Source organism: Kitasatospora sp. NBC_01287 (genome assembly GCF_026340565.1).
GTDB lineage: Bacteria > Actinomycetota > Actinomycetes > Streptomycetales > Streptomycetaceae > Kitasatospora.
Genome location: NZ_JAPEPB010000001.1, coordinates 764,466 through 781,628, shown reverse-complemented (window position 1 = coordinate 781,628; position 17,163 = coordinate 764,466). Strand labels below are relative to the sequence as shown.

At 72.3% G+C, this 17,163-nt stretch carries 15 protein-coding genes; 7 read left to right on the top strand and 8 right to left on the bottom strand.

Going from position 1 to position 17,163, the window contains the following annotated elements:
• Positions 1–177: 177 nt before the first annotated feature.
• Positions 178–1,110, bottom strand: coding sequence for a 3-oxoacyl-[acyl-carrier-protein] synthase III C-terminal domain-containing protein (locus OG455_RS03005; RefSeq protein ID WP_266289853.1), 933 nt, complete (start codon positions 1,108–1,110; stop codon positions 178–180).
• Positions 1,111–1,254: 144 nt separating this feature from the next.
• Between OG455_RS03005 and OG455_RS03000 the strand changes: the two genes are divergently transcribed.
• From OG455_RS03000 to OG455_RS02990, 3 genes are all read left to right on the top strand, one after another.
• Positions 1,255–2,499: a glycosyltransferase gene (locus OG455_RS03000; RefSeq protein WP_266289851.1), complete on the top strand. Its 1,245-nt coding sequence runs from the start codon at positions 1,255–1,257 to the stop codon at positions 2,497–2,499.
• A gap of 164 nt (positions 2,500–2,663) precedes the next feature.
• Positions 2,664–3,629: an ATP-binding cassette domain-containing protein gene (locus OG455_RS02995; RefSeq protein ID WP_266300638.1), complete on the top strand. Its 966-nt coding sequence runs from the start codon at positions 2,664–2,666 to the stop codon at positions 3,627–3,629.
• A gap of 31 nt (positions 3,630–3,660) precedes the next feature.
• Entirely contained in the window at positions 3,661–4,419 is a 759-nt protein-coding gene (locus OG455_RS02990; protein WP_266289849.1) for an ABC transporter permease, read from the top strand.
• A 476-nt stretch (positions 4,420–4,895) separates the two neighbouring features.
• Here OG455_RS02990 and nagB read toward each other — a convergent pair whose 3' ends face one another.
• A complete protein-coding gene (nagB, locus tag OG455_RS02985) occupies positions 4,896–5,678 on the bottom strand; it encodes a glucosamine-6-phosphate deaminase (RefSeq protein WP_266289847.1) in 783 nt (260 codons plus the stop codon).
• 198 nt (positions 5,679–5,876) lie between these two features.
• Between nagB and OG455_RS02980 the strand changes: the two genes are divergently transcribed.
• Complete coding sequence (locus OG455_RS02980) at positions 5,877–6,230, top strand: helix-turn-helix transcriptional regulator (protein WP_266289845.1); 354 nt, start codon at positions 5,877–5,879, stop codon at positions 6,228–6,230.
• Positions 6,227–6,361, top strand: a complete 135-nt coding sequence (locus OG455_RS02975; RefSeq protein ID WP_266289843.1) for a DUF6126 family protein — start codon at positions 6,227–6,229, stop codon at positions 6,359–6,361. Before OG455_RS02980 ends, OG455_RS02975 begins: the two co-directional genes overlap by 4 nt.
• Positions 6,362–6,455: 94 nt before the next feature.
• On the opposite strand, the gene OG455_RS02970 is transcribed toward OG455_RS02975, so the two are convergent.
• Both OG455_RS02970 and OG455_RS02965 read right to left on the bottom strand, forming a co-directional pair.
• Positions 6,456–7,046, bottom strand: a complete 591-nt coding sequence (locus OG455_RS02970) for a hypothetical protein (protein WP_266289842.1) — start codon at positions 7,044–7,046, stop codon at positions 6,456–6,458.
• Between the two features lie 267 nt (positions 7,047–7,313).
• Positions 7,314–7,556, bottom strand: a complete 243-nt coding sequence (locus OG455_RS02965) for a hypothetical protein (protein ID WP_266289841.1) — start codon at positions 7,554–7,556, stop codon at positions 7,314–7,316.
• Positions 7,557–7,682: 126 nt separating this feature from the next.
• Here OG455_RS02965 and OG455_RS02960 point away from each other — a divergent pair, with 126 nt between their 5' ends.
• Positions 7,683–9,875: an RHS repeat-associated core domain-containing protein gene (locus OG455_RS02960; RefSeq protein WP_266289840.1), complete on the top strand. Its 2,193-nt coding sequence runs from the start codon at positions 7,683–7,685 to the stop codon at positions 9,873–9,875.
• 287 nt (positions 9,876–10,162) lie between these two features.
• Here OG455_RS02960 and OG455_RS02955 read toward each other — a convergent pair whose 3' ends face one another.
• A complete protein-coding gene (locus OG455_RS02955; RefSeq protein ID WP_266289839.1) occupies positions 10,163–11,197 on the bottom strand; it encodes a GNAT family N-acetyltransferase in 1,035 nt (344 codons plus the stop codon).
• Between the two features lie 266 nt (positions 11,198–11,463).
• Between OG455_RS02955 and OG455_RS02950 the strand changes: the two genes are divergently transcribed.
• The gene (locus OG455_RS02950) at positions 11,464–12,774 is read left to right on the top strand and encodes a S8 family serine peptidase (protein ID WP_266289838.1); all 1,311 of its coding nucleotides are present in this window, start codon (positions 11,464–11,466) and stop codon (positions 12,772–12,774) included.
• A gap of 113 nt (positions 12,775–12,887) precedes the next feature.
• Here the strand turns inward: OG455_RS02950 and OG455_RS02945 are convergent, their stop codons facing one another.
• From OG455_RS02945 to OG455_RS02935, 3 genes are all read right to left on the bottom strand, one after another.
• Complete coding sequence (locus OG455_RS02945) at positions 12,888–14,246, bottom strand: ricin-type beta-trefoil lectin domain protein (RefSeq protein WP_266289837.1); 1,359 nt, start codon at positions 14,244–14,246, stop codon at positions 12,888–12,890.
• A gap of 298 nt (positions 14,247–14,544) precedes the next feature.
• Positions 14,545–16,158: a glycoside hydrolase family 13 protein gene (locus tag OG455_RS02940; protein WP_266300637.1), complete on the bottom strand. Its 1,614-nt coding sequence runs from the start codon at positions 16,156–16,158 to the stop codon at positions 14,545–14,547.
• A 66-nt stretch (positions 16,159–16,224) separates the two neighbouring features.
• A complete protein-coding gene (locus OG455_RS02935; protein WP_266289835.1) occupies positions 16,225–17,115 on the bottom strand; it encodes a carbohydrate ABC transporter permease in 891 nt (296 codons plus the stop codon).
• Positions 17,116–17,163: the final 48 nt, after the last annotated feature.

Below are 17,163 nucleotides of genomic sequence, written 5' to 3'. Positions count from 1 at the left end.
GAGGAGGAGGATGTTTGAGGCGGAGGATGGAGCCGGGGAGAGCGCACGGAGCTGGCGGAGGAGAGAGGCGAGCGGCGGCCGATCGGGCGGCGCACGCGGCGCGGGCCGCGCTCGCGGGCCGCCTCGGGGAGAGCCGCACGCGGGAGAGGATCGGCCCGAGGGCCGGGGCCGGTGTCCTCAGTGTTCGAGGACCATGGCCGAGAAGGTCGCGCCGAGACCGGCCGCCGCGATCAGGTACCGGTCGCCCGACCGGAGCAGACCGCGGGTGGTGGCGGTGCGGTGGTTGATGAACGCGTCCGCGGCGAAACTGTGCCCCACCACGGCGACATTGTCCAGTACCACCTTGTCGAGCGGGATTCCGACCAGGCGGCTGAGCCGCTGCCAGGAGACCTGGTTGACGTTGTGCGGCAGCACCAGGGCCAGTGACTCCCAACTCTCGCCGGCACGCTCCAGCGCGGCCGTCATCACCTCGACCAGCAGCTCCGGATAGGCGCGCTGGTAGCGGCTCAGCAGCTCCGGGTCCACCGCCAGCCGACCGTCGAACTCACCGCGCTGGCTGCTCACGAAGGAGACCACCCGGTCCCGCGTGCCACCCGCGCTGACCAGGCACGCGGCCGCTCCCTCGCCGAACATCGCGGTCTCCGGAACGAGTTGCGCGTCCCTGGTGAAGGTCTTCTCGCCGGCCACGATCAGCGCCAGCGCGTTCGGGTCGGGCTCCGCGGCCAGCAGGCGTCCGGCCAGGTCGATGGCCAGCAGCGAGGTGGCACAGGCATGGTGGGTGACGGTGAACGCACGTGCGTGCCGCAGACCGGTGCGGTCGAGCAGCTCGTGCAGGGGGTTGACGGGGTAGGGGACGCCGACCGGCATGCTGCGCGCGTGCAGCACGTACCGGACGTCCTGTTCGCGCCCGGCCAGCTCGGCCAGGCCGCGCACGGCGGGTAACAGCAGGTCGAGCAGGCTCCCGGTGGGGTCCAGGCGCACCTGGTCCAGGCCGTGGAAGCGGCGGAGGAGTTTGGTCTGACGGGGACTCAACCCGAGGCGTTCACCCAGTGCTTCGACCGGCACGGACTCGGGGGGAAGGTGGACGGCGACTGCCGCCAGTGCGGTCACCCGGGCTAGTATTCCCCCGCCCCGCGGGCCGCACAAGCGGCCGGCGGATCATCCGGGCCGCGACCGTCCACCTGCTGAGACGCCGTCAGGGCCTGCCGCCGCGCGCTCCCGCCGGCCCCCTTCCGCCTGTTCGGAGGTCCCCGCATGCCGCTCGTTCCCGCCGTTCCGCCGCGCCCGCCGCGTCCGCTGCGCTGCCTGATCGTGGTCCCGCCGCTGGCCGGGCACGTCCACCCGGCCGCCGCGCTGGCCGAGGAACTGCTCGCACGCGGCCACCAGGTGGCCTGGGCGGGTTCCGGGCCGGTGCTGCGCGAGTTGCTCGGCCCGGACGCGGAGGTGCACTCCACCGGCAGCCGCCTGTTCCGGCCGCAGGGCGGTGGCGGGGCGGCCGCGCTGCGTTCGCTCTGGGAGGGCTTCGTGGTGCCCTACGCCCGGTTCACCCGCAAGGCGCTGGACGGGGTTGTCCAGGAGTGGCGCCCTGACCTGCTGCTGGTCGACCAGCACGCCCCTGCCGGGGCGCTGGTGGCGCACCGGCACGGCCTGCCCTGGGTGAGCCTGGCCCCCTCGGCGCTGGAGCTCGCGGGGCTGCCGCGCGAGGCGCGCGAGGCGCGCGAGCACGCCGACCAGGCCGAGCTGGCTGAGCTGGCCGAGCTGGCCGTCTGGCAGTGCGAACTGCTGCGCGAGCTGTGGCGGCAGGCGGGCCTGCCCTCCGCCGAGTACACCGATCCGCGCTTCTCGCCCACCCTGCTGCTGGCCTTCACCGGTCCGGCGCTCACCGGCGCCCGGCCGTTCCCCGCACACTTCGCGCTGGTCGGCCCGCTGCTCGGGCACCGCCCCGCCGCGCCGCCGTTCCCCTGGGCGCGGTTGGACCCGGGCCGCAGGAACGTGCTGGTCACCCTGGGCACGCTGGCCGCCGACGTGGCCGGGGACTTCCACCAGCGGGCGGCCGAGGCGCTGCGCCCGCTGGCCGACCGGGTGCAGGCGGTGGTGGCCGCCCCGGCCGGGGGTTTGGCCGGGCTGCCCGCGCACGTGCTCGGGGTCGAGCGGGTGCCGACCCTGGAGCTGCTGGCCCGGGCGCCGGTCGGCGCGGTGCTCTGCCACGGCGGCATGAACACGGTCAATGAGGCGCTCGCCCACGGCGTGCCGCTGGTACTCGCGCCGATCCGGCACGACCAGCCGATCGTCGCGGCGCAGGTCGCGGCAGCCGGCGCGGGCCTGGTGGTGGACTTCGCCGCCGCCACCCCCGCTGAGCTGCGCGAGGCGCTGTGCGCGGTGCTGGAGCGGCCCGCCCACCGGGCGGCCGCCGCGCGGGTGGGTCGCGAGCTGCTCGCACAAGGCGGTGCACGCACGGCAGTTGACCGCATTGAGGAGGCGCTTTCCATGGTGTCCTGACGGACCGCCAACAAGGTCCAGACCATTGTTCCGGAGCCGGTCCACCCCCTAGGGTGAGCCGCGGGACGTACGCGGGATCCCCCGCCACCGGTCCGCGCCGTGTAGTGCGCGCGAGCCCCTCACATCCTCAATCACCCCACCACTCATCGGAGTTCCGGTTGATCGTGACCAAGGGGCTGCGGAAATCCTTCCCGTCGCGGCAAGGCCGACGAGCCGCCGCGGTCGAGGCGGTGCGCGGCTTGGACCTCAACGTCGACGAGGGCGAGATCTTCGGCCTGCTCGGCCCCAATGGCGCCGGCAAGACGACCACCATGCGGATGCTCGCCACGCTGATCCGCCCCGACGGCGGGGACGCGAGCCTGGCGGGGGCGGACCTGCGGGCCGAACCCGGCCAGGTGCGGCGCCGGATCGGCTACGTCTCACAGGGCGGCGGCACCACCGACGGCGCCAGCGCCCGCGAGGAGCTGGTGATGCAGGCCAGGATGTACGGCATCGGCAAGGCCGAGGCCGGCCGCCGGGCCGAAGCAGCTCTGGCCGCTTTCCAGTTGACCGAGTTCGCCGACCGCCACTGCCGCACCTACTCCGGCGGCCAGCGCCGCCGGGTCGACCTGGCACTCGGCATCATCCACCGGCCCAAGCTGCTCTTCCTGGACGAGCCGACCGTGGGCCTCGATCCGCAGAGCCGGGCCACCGTCTGGGCCGAGGTGCGCCGGCTGCGCGAGCAGGGCATGACCGTCTTCCTGACCACCCACTACCTGGACGAGGCCGACGCGCTCTGCGACCGGATCGGCATCGTCGACCACGGCCTGCTGGTCACCGAGGGCACCCCCGAGCAGCTCAAGCGCGAGATCTCGGGTGACGCGCTGAGCGTCGAGGTGCCCGAGGTGGCCGGGGCCGACATCGCGGAGCGGGCCCAGGCCGCGCTGGCCCCGCTGGCCTGCGTGCAGCGCCTTGAGCTGCGCGAGGCCGGTGAGCTGCGGCTCTACGTGGACGACGGCGCCGCCGCCATCCCGCAGGTGCTGCGCGCGCTGGAGGCGGCCGGGGTCGAGCCGACCCAGCTGCGGCTGCGGCGCCCGAGTCTGGACGACGTCTTCCTGGCCCGCACCGGGCGCTCGCTCGGCGGCATCTGACCCAACGTCACATCGTCACTGGAGGTGGGCGGTGAAACTCGCCCGGGACACCTGGTTGGTCTTCCAGCGGCAGTTGCTGCTGATGGTCCGTACCCCGGTCTGGATCGCCGTCGGCGTCATCCAGCCGCTCTTCTACCTGCTGCTCTTCGCCCCGCTGCTGCGCTCGGTGCTGGCGCCCGGCGGCGGCTACACCGCGGCCTACCGGATCTACGTGCCGGGGCTGCTCACCGCGCTGGTCATCATGGGCGGTCTGTTCACCGGCTTCACACTGCTCGGTGAGTTGCAGGCCGGCATCATCGAGCGCTCCCGGGTGACCCCGGTGAGCAGGGTGGCGCTGCTGCTCGGGCGGGCGCTGCGCGAGGTGGTGGCGCTGATGGCGCAGGCCGTCATCATCACGCTGCTGGCGCTGCCGTTCGGGCTGGTCGTGCCGATCGGCCAACTGCTGCTCGCCTACCTGCTGCTGGCGCTGATGGCGCTGATGGCCTCGGCGGTCTCCTACGGCATCGCGCTGCTGGTGCCGACCGATGCCGCCCTGGCACCGGTGGTGAACACCATCGCGCAGCCGATCGCACTGCTCTCCGGGGTGCTGCTACCGCTCTCGCTGGCGCCGAACTGGCTGCGCTCGGTGGCTGCTTGGAACCCGTTCTACTGGGCGGTGCAGGGGATGCGGGCGCTCTTCGCCGGGCATCCCGGCGATCCGGTGGTCTGGCGCAGCCTGGTGCTGGTGGTGGCGCTGACCGTGGTCACGGTGGGGTGGGCGGCGCGGCTCTTCACCGACCGGGTGCGCTGACCGGGTGCGCTGACCGGGTGCGCTGACCGGGTCCGGGTCCGGGTCCGAGGGCAGCGGGGTTGAGCAGGCGTCAGCTGAGATGGACGCCAACTGGTATAGACCTTGACCGCGTGAAGTAGCTGTGCCAAGGTCGGAGGACGTGAGGAGGGAGCTTCACGGCAAGTCCGCCAAGTCTGCCAGGTTCGCTAGATTCGCCAAGTCTGCACAGTGCCATCGGCGTCGAGGTGTTCGCCCGCACCGCCGCGCCCTGATCAGGATCGAGATCCTCATGGCCCCAGCTCCCGGCCCGCCGGCCCCGCCCGCTCCGGCGGGCCCCGCCGTTCGGCCTCGCGGTGCGCGTGCCCCGGTCGGCGAACGCGCGTGGTCCCCCGGCCCGAGGCCGGGGGACCACGACGTCACCGGATCAGCGAATCGGTGGAACCCACTGCTGAACTCTGCGACGGCAGCGACGAGTTGATGGCCCGGCGGCCGTTGCCTCAGATCGACTGCCAGGCCGGCTTGGCGGCGTAGGTGGCGCGGAAGTAGGCGGCGAGCTTGAGGCGGCCGGCCGCGGCCTCGTCGACCACGACGGTGGCGTGCGGGTGCAGCTGCAGCGCGGAGGCGGGCACCAGCGCGGAGAGCGGGCCCTCCACCGCCTGCGCGACGGCCTCGGCCTTCGCCTCTCCGGTGGCCAGCAGCACCAGGTGGCGGGCCTCCAGGATGGTGCCGATGCCCTGGGTGATGACGTGGTGCGGGACCTCGTCCAGGCTGTCGAAGAAGCGGGCGTTGTCCACCCGGGTCTGCTCGGTGAGCGTCTTGATCCGGGTCCGCGAGGCGAGCGAGGAGCACGGCTCGTTGAAGCCTATGTGCCCGTCGGTGCCGATCCCGAGCAACTGCAGGTCCACGCCGCCGGCCGCGGCCAGCTCGGTGTCGTAGGCCTGGGCGGCGGCCGCGATGTCCTCGGCGGATCCGTCCGGACCGAGGAAGGCGTCCTCGGTGATGCCGAGCGGTTCGAGCACCTCGCGCAGCACGACCGAGCGGTAGGACTCCGGGTGCCCCTTGGGCAGGCCCACGTATTCGTCGAGCTGGCAGATCCGGGCGCGCGACACGTCCAGCGTCCCGTCCTGCACCCGGGTGGCCAGCGCCCGGTAGATCGGCAGCGGCGTCGACCCGGTGGCCACGCCGACCAGCGCCTCGGGCTTGCCGGTGAGCAGGTCCGCGATCGCCTTGGCGATCAGCTCACCGCCCGCAGCGGCGTCGGGAACGATCACAATCTCCATCTTGACCAACCGTCCGAAAGCGTGTATTTAGTGGTCTAGACCAATCTCGGAGAGTTTACCGCAGTCCGCGGGTGCTTCGAAAGCCTGGTCGACCGATGGGTCCGGGCTGTGTCGGTTTCCGGGCGCCGAGCGTGCACGGCTTGAAGAATTCTTCACGTTCGGAGAAGCTGTCCCCCGACGTGGATCGAGAGGACGGGAATGCCGGTTCCGCTGTACCAGGCGAAGGCCGAGTTCTTCCGCACCCTGGGGCACCCGGCCCGGATCCGGGTCCTGGAGCTGCTCCAGGACGGGCCGCGCCCGGTGCGCGAGCTGCTCGCGGCGATCGAGATCGAGCCCTCCAGCCTCTCGCAGCAGCTCGGCGTGCTGCGCCGGAGCAACCTGGTGACCGCGACCCGCGAGGGCAGCACCGTCGTCTACGCGCTGAGCACCCCCGATGTGGCCGAGCTGCTGCGGGCGGCCCGGCGGATCCTGACCGAGATGATCGTCGACCAGGAGCAACTGCTGGTGCAGCTGCGCTCCGGTGCCGGCCGGACGGAGGAGCGAGTCCGGTGAGCGAGACCGTGCGCGACGAGAACACCAAGCGCAGGGCCATGCTGGTGCGGGCCGGGATCTACATCGCCGGTACGCACTTCTTCGCCTTCTTCGTGATGCTGCTCTTCTACCTGGGCGGCCACCGCCACTGACCTGGGCGGCCGCCGTCACTGACCTCGGCGGGCCGCCGTCACTGACCTGGGCGGGCCACCGCCATTGACCGCGGGCGCTCCCGCCCAGGGTCCCTCAGGCCGCGCCCTGCCGACCGGCCGGCGAGCGCAGCAGCGCCCGCACCTCGGCCGGGGTCGCGCCGGCGTAGAAGTGGGCGAAGACCACCCGCCCCTCGGGGGTCATCGGGGTGGCGGCGCCGATCCAGAGCGAGCCGAAGCCGTAGCGGGCGTGGATCAGCGGCCGGATCTCGCCGTCCGGTCCGGTGCGGCCGGCCAGCCGCAGCGGCCCGCCCACGGTGCGCTCGGTCCAGCGGGCCAGCTCCATCAGCTCCGGCTGGTTCGGGAACTCCTCCAACAGGCTGTCCAGCTGCGGCACCACCCGGCGCATCCAGTACTTGTTGTGCTCGGGGAGCTGGTCGCGGCCCTCCCAGACCATCCACTTGAACATGTTCTCCGGCACCCGTCGGCCGGTGAACGCATCCGCGAAGGCGTCGTTGTAGGCGACCACCCGCCAGGAGGCGTCGACCATGTAGGCGATCGGCCCGACCAGCTGCCTGCCCGGCCCGTGCTCGGTGACCTGGGCGACGGTGCCGCGGACGAAGCCGGCCCAGGTGGAGTCGGCGCTCGCCGGTGCCGCGCCGATCTGCGGTTCCTCCGAATGCGTCATGAGCACGATTGTGCCCCGCGGGTCGCGCACCGGGCCAGGGAGGCCGGGCCGCTACTCGGGTTCCCCGGCCACCCGGAGGGGTACTGGCCCAGGTGCGAGTGGGACAAGGGGCGCAGCACGGTGGAAACCGACCTCCCGCCCTCGCCGGCCTCGCCGACCTCGCCGATCTCCCGGCCTCGCCGATCTCGCCGATCTCCCGGCCGGGTCCGGGCCGGCTTGGCTCGGCGCCCCCGTCGGCCCGGCCATCGGCTCGGTCAATCGGACGGGTCAGAAGCCGTCGACACCGATCCGGCAATCGAGGGCCAGTTCCTGGGGTTCGGGCAGGGCATAGGTCCATGTCTGGAAGCCGGAGACCATGCCCGGGAAGAAGTCGGCGGGCTTGCCACCGACCAGGTCCGCGCCGATGGTGAGGCTGCCGTTCGCCGCAATGTTAGGTAGGAGACGCCGAGTGGGCGCCTGGCCTGCGCAGTCAGTTGGTAGACGGTTGAATTCTGTGGTCGCTGTCGCCACGACACCACCGGCACCCAGACCCTGTCGGCCGCAAACAAGCTGGCCGGCTGGACCTACGACACCCTGGACAAGGGCCTGCCGACCTCCACCACCTCGTACTCCGGCGGTGACACCTACACCACGACGGTGCTGCAGTACAACAACCTCGGCCAGGTGGCGGCGAGTCAGACCACCCTGACCGGACCGGACAGTGGCCTGGTCCCCGCGGCCGGCCTGACCACCACCTACGGCTACAGCCTGACCGGCAAACTCAGCACCCTGAACGACCCGACCGAGGGAGGCCTGCCGGCCGAGGGCCTGACCTACGGGTACGACCAGTTCGGCGAGCCGATCTCGGTCATCTCCAGTGGACTCAGCGCCGCCTGGAGCTACGTCAGCGCCGTCGGCTACAACGAGTTCGGCCAGCCGCTGCGCTACACCCTCGGTCCCACCAGCGACCAGGTCTGGGAGGACTACACCTACGACCCGCAGACCGGGAGCGCCACCGACGTCCAGACCAGCGCCTCGGCGGTCTCCGGGGTCATCGACGCCCTGCACTACACCTACGGCAACAGCGCCGGCACCGTCTCGAAGGGCGCCGGTCTGCTGACCGCCACCACCGACACGCAGAACGCCGGCAGCACGACGGACACCCAGTGCTACCAGTACGACTACGCCGCCCGGATCCAGCAGGCCTGGAGCGCGACCGACAACTGCGCCGCCACACCGACCCCCGGCAGCAGCGCGAGCGTGGGCGGTCCGCAGGCCCCGTACTGGCAGTCCTGGAGCTATGACGCGGCGGGCAACCGGCTCACCCAGACCGACCACGACACCACCGGGAACACCGGGAACGACACCACCACGACCTACGCCTACCCGACCGCCGGCACCACCGGCGACCAGCCGCACACCCTGACCGCCACGACCGCGAGCGGGCCCAACGCGGCCGCCGACACCGCCTCCTACGGCTACGACGCCGCGGGCAACACCACGAGCGTCAACGGCGGCGCCCTCGGCAGCCAGACCCTGACCTGGAACGACCAGGGCAAGCTGGCCAAGGACACCACCAGCACGGGCGCCACGTCCTACGTCTACGACGCGGACGGCAACGTGCTGCTGCGCCGCGACCCCGGCAGCACCACCCTGTACAACGGCGACTCCCAACTCGTCCTCAACACCGCGACCCAGAGCGTCTCCGGCACCCGCTACTACTCCCTCGGCGGGACCACACTGGCCGCCCGCACCAGCGGCGGCGCCGTCAGCTACCTCACCCCGGACCGACAGGGCACCGGCACGCTGACCATCGACGCCAACACCGCGGCGGTCACCCGCCGCCAGTACCTGCCGTTCGGTCAGGACCGCGGCAGCGCGACGGGCGGCTTCCCCGGCGACACCGGATACGTCGGTGGCCACGACGACACCGCCACCGGCCTGGAGACCCTCGGCGCCCGCCTCTACGACCCGGTCTCCGGCCGGTTCCTCAGCGCGGACCCGGTGCTGGAGACGACCGACCCGACCCAGACCAACGGCTACGACTACGCCGGCAACGACCCCGTCACCGGCTCGGACCCCACCGGCCAGATGCGCCCGCCGGACTTCTACGGTGGCGGTGGCGATTCGGGCGCCTGCGACCTGTCCTGCCAGAGCACCCTGCCGACCAACGTGCCCGAGCCGCCCATCCCGGACACCAGCGGTCTCGGCGGTGGCCACGGCGGCAAGATGCCGCCGGTGGTCAAGGCCAAGGTGTGCGACGCGCTCTGCGGGGAACTGGGCTACGAGAGCGACGACGATCCGGGCTACCTGGCACTGATCAAGAGCCTGCACACGCCGCCGACGTACATCGACGGGTCGACGGGCCCCGGTGGGTTCAGTTACAAGTACCACTACAAGGAGACCGTCGGCAGCATCGCCCAGACCGGTTCGCCGGAATCCGCGATGGCGAAGTTCGAGGCCGCCCCGACCAAGGTCTTCCCGTTCCCGATCACCCAGTGCACCACGGCCGGGTTCCAGGAGGGCACGGAGTGCACCCTCCGTCCCGGGTTCGGATTCTACGGCGACGGTAGGGTGCGGGTCTCGCTGGTGAGCCCGACCCGCTTCACCTTCACGGTGATCAGTGGCAAGTACATCGACGGGCCGGGCTCGACCGTCTCGTTCGGCCTGACCGAGGAGCACGGCAACCTCGTCCTCCATCAGGATGCCGACGGGCACAATTCGGACCCCTTCGCGTGGGTCCTCACGAAGCTGGGCGTCGTGCGCCACGTAGTCTGGCAGGAGCAGGCCGACAACTTTGGCCACCTACTGGGGGTGCCGCAGACGTCGCCCCGTATGCCACAGCACTGATCCGGCCGGGCCGCCCTGCGTGCGGCCGCACTCGCCCCTGAAAACGCCTCGCACGGCACTCGTCGTGCGGGGCGTTCGGCTGCCCGGAGGCGCGCCGTGGATCGTCATGGAACTGCTCGCCGGGACCTCGCCGGCGCTCGCCCTCGCCTTCGTCCCCGGGAAGTGAGCGGGCGGCGGGCCGCGAACCCGCTTGACGCCGTGACCCGCCGCCCGGCTTCTTGCGGCGATGCCAGGGCGTGAACCGGGCGTGAACCGGCGGTGACCCCCGGCGGCCGCGCCCGGGTCCGTCAGCGCGCGGAGAGCACCAGCCGGCGCGCGTTGTTGCGGTAGCCCACCCGCTCGAACGCGGCCGCCATCGGCGCGTTCGTCAGGTCGGTGTCGGCACGGACCACCTCGGGCGCCGCCTCGGCGGCCAGGATGCGGGTGATCTCGGTCAGGATCTCGTCCACGTAGCCGCGCCCCCGGTGCTCGGGCAGCACGCCGAGGTAGCCGACCACCGGGAAGACGTGGTTGCGGGACGGGAGGCCGAAGCCGACCGCCTCACCCGCCTCGGTCCGGGCGACCCGCCACCAGGCGCGGTCGCCGACCATGTCGTCGCGGTAGAACGCGACATCGGCGCGGGCCTGCGCCTCGGCACCCAGCTCCGCCGCCTCCTTGCCGCTGGCGGCGTCGAGGGTGCCGGTCAGCGCGCGGCGGAAGAGGTCGACGAAGACCTCGTCATCGGGCTCGGCGGTGAAGCGCAGCCGGCCGGAGGGCGCCGCGAGGCCCGCCTCGGGTGTCCACTCGTAGCGCAGCCGCTCCACCGCGACCGGCAATCCGGCTCGCCGGGCCGCCTCTTGACGCCACGTCAGGGCGGCTGCGACAGAGGGCTGTTCGCGCCAGTCGCCGGGCAGGAAGACGTGGTACTCCGGCGGAGCGGGGGCGCCGGCGGCGGCGTAGGCCCTGTGCGCGGTGCTGAGCAGCGCGGCCGCGAGTTCGATCCGCCGCTCGTGCGACTCGGTGCTGCCCGAGTCGGTGCTGCCCGACTCGGTGCGACCCGACTCGATGCCGTCCGGCACGACCAGGACGGCGTCCAGCGCGCTCGGCAGCTCGCGCTCGGGGGAGCCCCACCAGACGGCGACGGCCGCCAGGGTGCCGTCCGGCTCCTCGGCGAGCCAGGTCCAAGGCAGGCGGTACTGGCGGTCGGCGAGCTTCGCCAGATACTGGTCAGTCGTCAGGGAGCTGGCGGGATCGGCGATCAGCAGCGGCAGCACCCGATCGAGGTCGGCCTCGATGGCGTGACGGAAGGTGGTGGAACGGGGGAGGGTGGAGCGGAAGAACACGGTGCCTCCGAGGCAAGGAGCTGGAGGCGCGTCCGATCGATCGGTCAGGAGCTGGTCATCGGAAGCGCCGGGTGCGGGGTGAACATCGGGAGCCTCCTTCCGGTTGCGAGCGGCGGCCTGTCAGCGGCTCAGCCTAGGGGCCCGGTCGAGCACCGGGCAACGGCTTTTGTGATGAGTCATTGACAACACGAGGCGAATGCTGTGGCCTGAACACCTCAACAACACCTCAGCCGCGCTACCGCCTCAACCCGGAAGGGGACTCCGCCGTGCCCGTGTCCGCCCGCCTGCGCCTCGCGGCCGCCGCCGCAGGGGCCTTCGCGCTCGCCCTGCTTCCGACGGTCGGTCAGGCCACCACCGCCACCGCCGGTGCGGCCGCCGCGCTGCCCGCGGTGCACCCGCTGCGGCACTCGAACCCCGCCGACGACCCGGTGCTCGCCGCGCCGCTGCCGACGAGCCAGTGCCTCACCCAGCTGCACCGCGCCTGCTACTCGCCGCTCCAGTACCGCACCGCCTACGACCTCGACCCGCTCTACCAGCACGGGATCACCGGCCAGGGCCGCACCATCGTGATCGTCGACTCCTACGGCTCGCCGACCATCCAGCACGACCTGGACGTCTGGTCGGCGCACTGGGGCATCCCCAGCAGCCACGTCGAGGTGGTCAAGTCGGGCCAGGTCCCGCCGTTCGACCCGACCAACGCGGACATGGACGGCTGGGCGGGCGAGAGCACCCTCGACGTGGAGGCCGCGCACGCGGTGGCACCCGGGGCGAAGATCATCCTGCTGGAGACCGGTGTCTCGGAGACCGAGGGCACGGTCGGGGTGCCCGAGATGATGGACGGCATCAAGCACCTGGTCGACAACGGCCGGGCCGATGTGGTGTCGATGAGCTGGGCCACCAGCGAGGGCCAGTTCCCCGGCTTCGACCAGGGCGACTACAGCAGCCTGACCAACCTGCGCTACGCCTTCACCGACGCCGCCGCGCACGGCGTGACGCTGACCGCCAGCTCCGGCGACGGCGGCGGCGACTCGACCAAGCTGGACGCGGCCTGGCCGGCCGGTGACCCGCTGGTGACCGCGATCGGCGGCACCGAGCTCTCGCTGGACGACCAGGGCACCAGGACCGCCCCGGACACCGCGTGGTCCGGCAGCGGCGGCGAGCTGTCCAAGGTCTTCGCCCGCCCGGCGTACCAGAACCCGGTGCGCTCGGTGGTCGGTGACCAGCGCGGCACACCGGACATCAGCATGGCGGGCTCGCCGAACGGCGCGCTCTGGCTCTACTCCAGCTTCGACCCGGCCAACACCGGCTGGACGGCGGACGGCGCGGGCACCAGCGAGTCCTCCCCGCTCTTCGCCGCCGTGGTCGCGCTGGCCGACCAGGCCGCCGGTCACCGGCTCGGCGTGATCGACCAGGACCTCTACCGGCTCTACGCCCAGCACTCGCCGGGCCTGGTGGACATCACCAGCGGCTCGACCGGCAGCACCGGATACACCGCGGGCCCCGGCTACGACCAGGCGACCGGCGTCGGCACGGTGGACGCCGCCAAGCTCGTCCGGGCCCTCGCCCACCTGCGCTGACACTCACACTCACACTCACACTCACACCGCGACGGGGCGGGGCGGGACGGTCGGCCGCGCAGTGCGGCCGACCCTCCCGCCCCGTCGCCGTTCCCCCGGGGCTGCCCGCGCCGTCAGGCGGCCGGCAGCGTCCAGTGCTGGTTGGCGTTGCCGCTGCAGTCCCAGATCTGCACCTGGGTGCCCGGTGTGGTGGACCACCCGGTGTCGTCCAGGCAGCGGCCGGACTGCGGATTGAAGAGCGAACCGTCCGAGCGCGGGATCCAGACCTGGGCCGCGGTGTTGTTGCAGTCGTAGAGGTCGACGGCGGTGCCGTTCGCGGTGCCGCCCGCGTCGACGTCCAGGCACTTGCCGAGCACGTGCAGGGTGGTGCCCGCCGGGTTGAAGGTCCACTGCTGGGCGGCGGTGCCATTGCAGGTGTAGACCTGGACCGGGTTGTAGTTCGCCGTGCTCGACGAGCGGTCGTCCAGGCAGAGGCCCGCGTATCCCGTGACCGGCCCGGTGCCGGTCGAACCGCCGCCGCCACCGGTGGTGGTGTAGGCGGCGACGTACCCGACGCTCATGGTCGCGCCCGAACTGGTGGCGCCGGTCGGCGTGGTGCAGCCGCAGACCCCGTTGGGGAAGCCGCCGCCGATGGCCAGGTCGAAGATGATCGACAGGTTGTGGTCGAAGGCCTGCTGCCAGGTGGCGGTGCCGACCTGACCCTCCGTCACCGAGAAGTACGCGTTGCCGTCGAGGTACCAGGTGATCGACTCGGCCGCGGTGTTCGTCCGGTCCAGGACCATCGTGTACGTGTGGTAGCCGCCCTGGCAGCCGGGGCAGGCGACCAGGCCGCTGCCGATCCCGTTGCCCTCGTTGCACGGCCCGCCCGGGTAGGTGCCGCAGTGGATGGTGCCCGCCACGTCGGAGAGCGCGTTGACGTCCTCCATGATGTCGATCTCGCCGTTCTCCGGCCACTGGCCGGGGCCCAGCAGCCAGAACGCCGGCCAGTAGCCCTGTCCGGAGCCCGGGTTCGGCTGCATGATCGAGGCGGTCACCTCCAGCTTGCCGCCGGCCGGTGCGCCGACCTGCGCGGACGGCGTCTGGATCCGTCCGGAGGTCCAACTACCGCCGTTCTGCAGCGCGGTGATGTCCAGGTGCCCGCTGCCGTCGAGGTGCACGTTGCTGGTCGAGTTGGTCATGGTCTCGATCTCGCCGGTGCCGAAGTTCGAGCCGGGGCCGGTGTCGTAGATCCAGTTCGCGCCCGAGGGCGCGCTGCCGGCCGCGCCGGCGAAGTCGTCGCTGAACACCGTTGTCCACCCGGCGGGCGGCGCGGGGACGGCCACGGCGTGCGCGGTGGCCGGGAGGGCGAACGCGGCGAGCAGCCCGGCGGCCAGCCAGGTGACGGCCCGGCGCAGCCGGCGGATCGGCGCGCCGGACCGGGGGCGGGCACCGCCGCGGGCCGGCGGGGCGAAGGAGGTGGACCCTGCTGTCATCTACGGCTCCCGAAGGACCATCGGCCGGCGGCTGCTGTGGGGGACCGCCGGCGGTGCGGATGTGGTGGCCGCCGCGCGGGGGCGGCGGCAGGAGCGAGGGTTGAGCCGGCTGCCCGCCGGTGTCTGGCGTTTCTGGGTGTCTGGGCGTCTGGCGTTTCTGGGCGTCTGGGCGTCCGGGCGTCCGGGCGTCTCTGATTGTCTGGGAGTATCTGGTCCTGGTCATGACACGTCAAGACTTCCGGCGTGATGGCACCTTCTTCCCGTGGCGTGCCGGGTTCTTGCGCCCGCCCTTCCGGGGTCAGCCGGTGCGCAGCCAGGCCGCGCTGTCAGGTCCGAGCTGGCCCTGCTTCAACTCGGCGCTGCTGAGCAGCACTTCGCGGTGCCCGGGAAGCGCCACCGGCTCGGCCGAGAGGTTAACCACGCAGCACAGGCCGGCGCCGCGCCGGAAGGACAGCACCCCGGGTGCCTCGGGCAGCCACTCGAACTCGTCCCCGCGCAGGCCCGGTTCGGCGCGGCGCAGGCCGAGCGCGGTGCGGTAGAGGGCCAGCATCGAGTGCGGGTCGGCCTGCTGCGCGGCGACCGTGCGTGCCGCCCAGTCGGCCGGCTGCGGCAGCCACGGCTCGACCCCGGCCGGGCTGAAGCCGAACGGCGGTGCGGCGCCCGCCCAGGGCAGCGGCACCCGGCAGCCGTCCCGCCCCGGGTCGGTGCCCCCCGAGCGCAGGTGCATCGGATCCTGGCGACGCTCGGCCGGCAGCTCCTCGACCTCGGGCAGGCCCAGCTCCTCGCCCTGGTAGAGGTAGAGGGAGCCCGGCAGGGCCAGGCTCAGCAGCGCGGCGGCCCGTGCCCGGCGCAGGCCCAGTGCCGGGTCGGTCGGGGTGCCGAACGCCTTGGTGGCGAAGTCGAATCGGGTGTCGCGGCGGCCGTAGCGGGTCACCGTGCGGGTGACGTCGTGGTTGCTGAGCACCCAGGTGGCCGGTGCGCCGACCGGCGCGTGGCGGCTCAGCGTGGCCTCGATCGAGGTCCGCAGTTCGGCGGCGTCCCAGGGCCGGGCCAGGAAGTCGAAGTTGAAGGCGGTGTGCAGCTCGTCGGGGCGCAGGTAGCGGGCGAAGCGCTCGGCGTCCGGCAGCCAGACCTCGCCCACCAGGATCCGCTCACCGGGGTAGGAGTCGGCCACCGCCCGCCAGGACCGGTAGATCCCGTGCAGCTCCTCGCGGTCCAGGTACGGGTGAGGGTCGCGGGCCGGATCGAAGTCGGGCAGGGCCGGATCCTTGGCGGGCAGCGCGGCCGAGTCGATCCGCACCCCGGCCGCGCCCCGGTCGAACCAGAACCGCAGGATCGCCTCGTGCTCGGCCCGCACCAGCGGATGGGCCCAGTTGAGGTCGGGCTGCTGGGTGGCGAACAGGTGCAGGTACCACTGCCCGTCGCCGATCCTGGTCCACGGGCAGCCGCCGAACTCCGACACCCAGTCGTTGGGCGGCAGTTCGCCCGCCGTGCCGCGCCCGGCGCGGAAGTGGAAGAGCTCGCGCTCGGGGCTGCCCGGCGCGGCCGCCAGCGCGGCGCGGAACCAGGGGTGCTGGTCCGAGACGTGGTTGGGGACGATGTCCACGATGGTGCGCAGGCCCAGGTCGAGCGCTTCGGCGATCAGCTTCTCGGCCTCGGCCAGGGTGCCGAAGAGCGGGTCGATGCCGCGGTAGTCGGCCACGTCGTAGCCCCCGTCGGCCATCGGCGAGGGGTACCACGGGTTGAACCAGAGCGCGTCGACGCCCAGTTCGGCCAGGTAGGGCAGGCGGGCCCGGACACCGGCCAGATCGCCGGTGCCGTCCCCGTTGCCGTCGGCGAAGCTGCGCGGATAGACCTGGTAGATCGCCGCGTTCCGCCACCAGGCGGTGGGCTCGGGACGTGGGGCCACGATGGCGGTGTCCTTTCGTCGGATGACGGTTGATCAGGAAGTGACGGTCGATCAGTCATTCTGCCCGTCTCAACCTTTCAGGCCGCCGGAGGTCAGACCCGACATGATCGAGCGCTGGAAGATCAGGAAGAAGACGATGGTGGGGGCCGAGGCGATCGCCAGGGCCGCGATCACCACGTTCTGCGGCACCCCGGTGGCAAGCGAGTTGATGCCGATGTTCAGCGGCTGGTGCCGCGGGTCGGGTTCCACCAGCATCGGCCAGAGGAAGTCCTTCCAGACGTTGACCACGGCGAAGATCGCGACCACGCCGAGGATCGGCCGGGACATCGGCAGCACGATCGAGCGGAGCGTGCGCAGCGGTCCCGCCCCGTCGATCGCGGCGGCGGCCAGCAACTCCTCGGGGATCGAGTCGAAGAAGCGCTTCAGCAGGAAGATGTTGAAGGCGTTGGCCACGGTCGGCAGCCAGATCGCCCAGGGCGTGTTGATCAGGTTCAGGTGCAGCACCGGCAGGTCGAGCACGGTCAGGTACTGCGGCACGATCAGCACGGCCGAGGGGATCATCAGGGTGGCCAGCATCATGCCCAGGATCAGGTTGCCGAGCACCGGCCGCAGCTTGGAGAGGGCGTAGGCGGCCGCCACGTCGAAGACGAGTTGGAGGAGGAGCGCGCCGAACGCGTAGTAGAGCGTGTTGAAGAGCAGCCGGCCCAGGCCCAGCTTGCTCCAGGCTTCGCTGTAGGTGCTGGGCCGCGGGTGGGCGGGAATGAGGGTGGGCGGGTTCTGGATCACCTCGGCGGTGGACTTCAGCCCGCCGGTCACCAGCCAGTAGAGCGGGCCGAGGAAGACCAGGGTGAAGCCGCCCACCACCAGGACCAGGACCGTCCAGTAGACGAGCCTGCCCATCGGGCGGTTGAGCTGGGTGGCGGAGATCAGGGTGCGGGGCTGCGGTTCCGCGGCGGCCATGGCCGGCTCCAGGGGGCGAGGCGGGGGCGGGGCAGGGGGCGGGGCAGG

What these genes read in the sequence shown, in the direction of transcription:
- OG455_RS03000 (WP_266289851.1), top strand. Translation starts at nt 1,255, where the DNA reads ATGCCGCTCGTTCCCGCCGTTCCGCCGCGCCCGCCGCGTCCGCTGCGC.
- nagB (WP_266289847.1), bottom strand. Translation starts at nt 5,678, where the DNA reads ATGGAGATTGTGATCGTTCCCGACGCCGCTGCGGGCGGTGAGCTGATC.
- OG455_RS02980 (WP_266289845.1), top strand. Translation starts at nt 5,877, where the DNA reads ATGCCGGTTCCGCTGTACCAGGCGAAGGCCGAGTTCTTCCGCACCCTG.
- OG455_RS02970 (WP_266289842.1), bottom strand. Translation starts at nt 7,046, where the DNA reads ATGACGCATTCGGAGGAACCGCAGATCGGCGCGGCACCGGCGAGCGCC.
- OG455_RS02945 (WP_266289837.1), bottom strand. Translation starts at nt 14,246, where the DNA reads ATGACAGCAGGGTCCACCTCCTTCGCCCCGCCGGCCCGCGGCGGTGCC.
- OG455_RS02935 (WP_266289835.1), bottom strand. Translation starts at nt 17,115, where the DNA reads ATGGCCGCCGCGGAACCGCAGCCCCGCACCCTGATCTCCGCCACCCAG.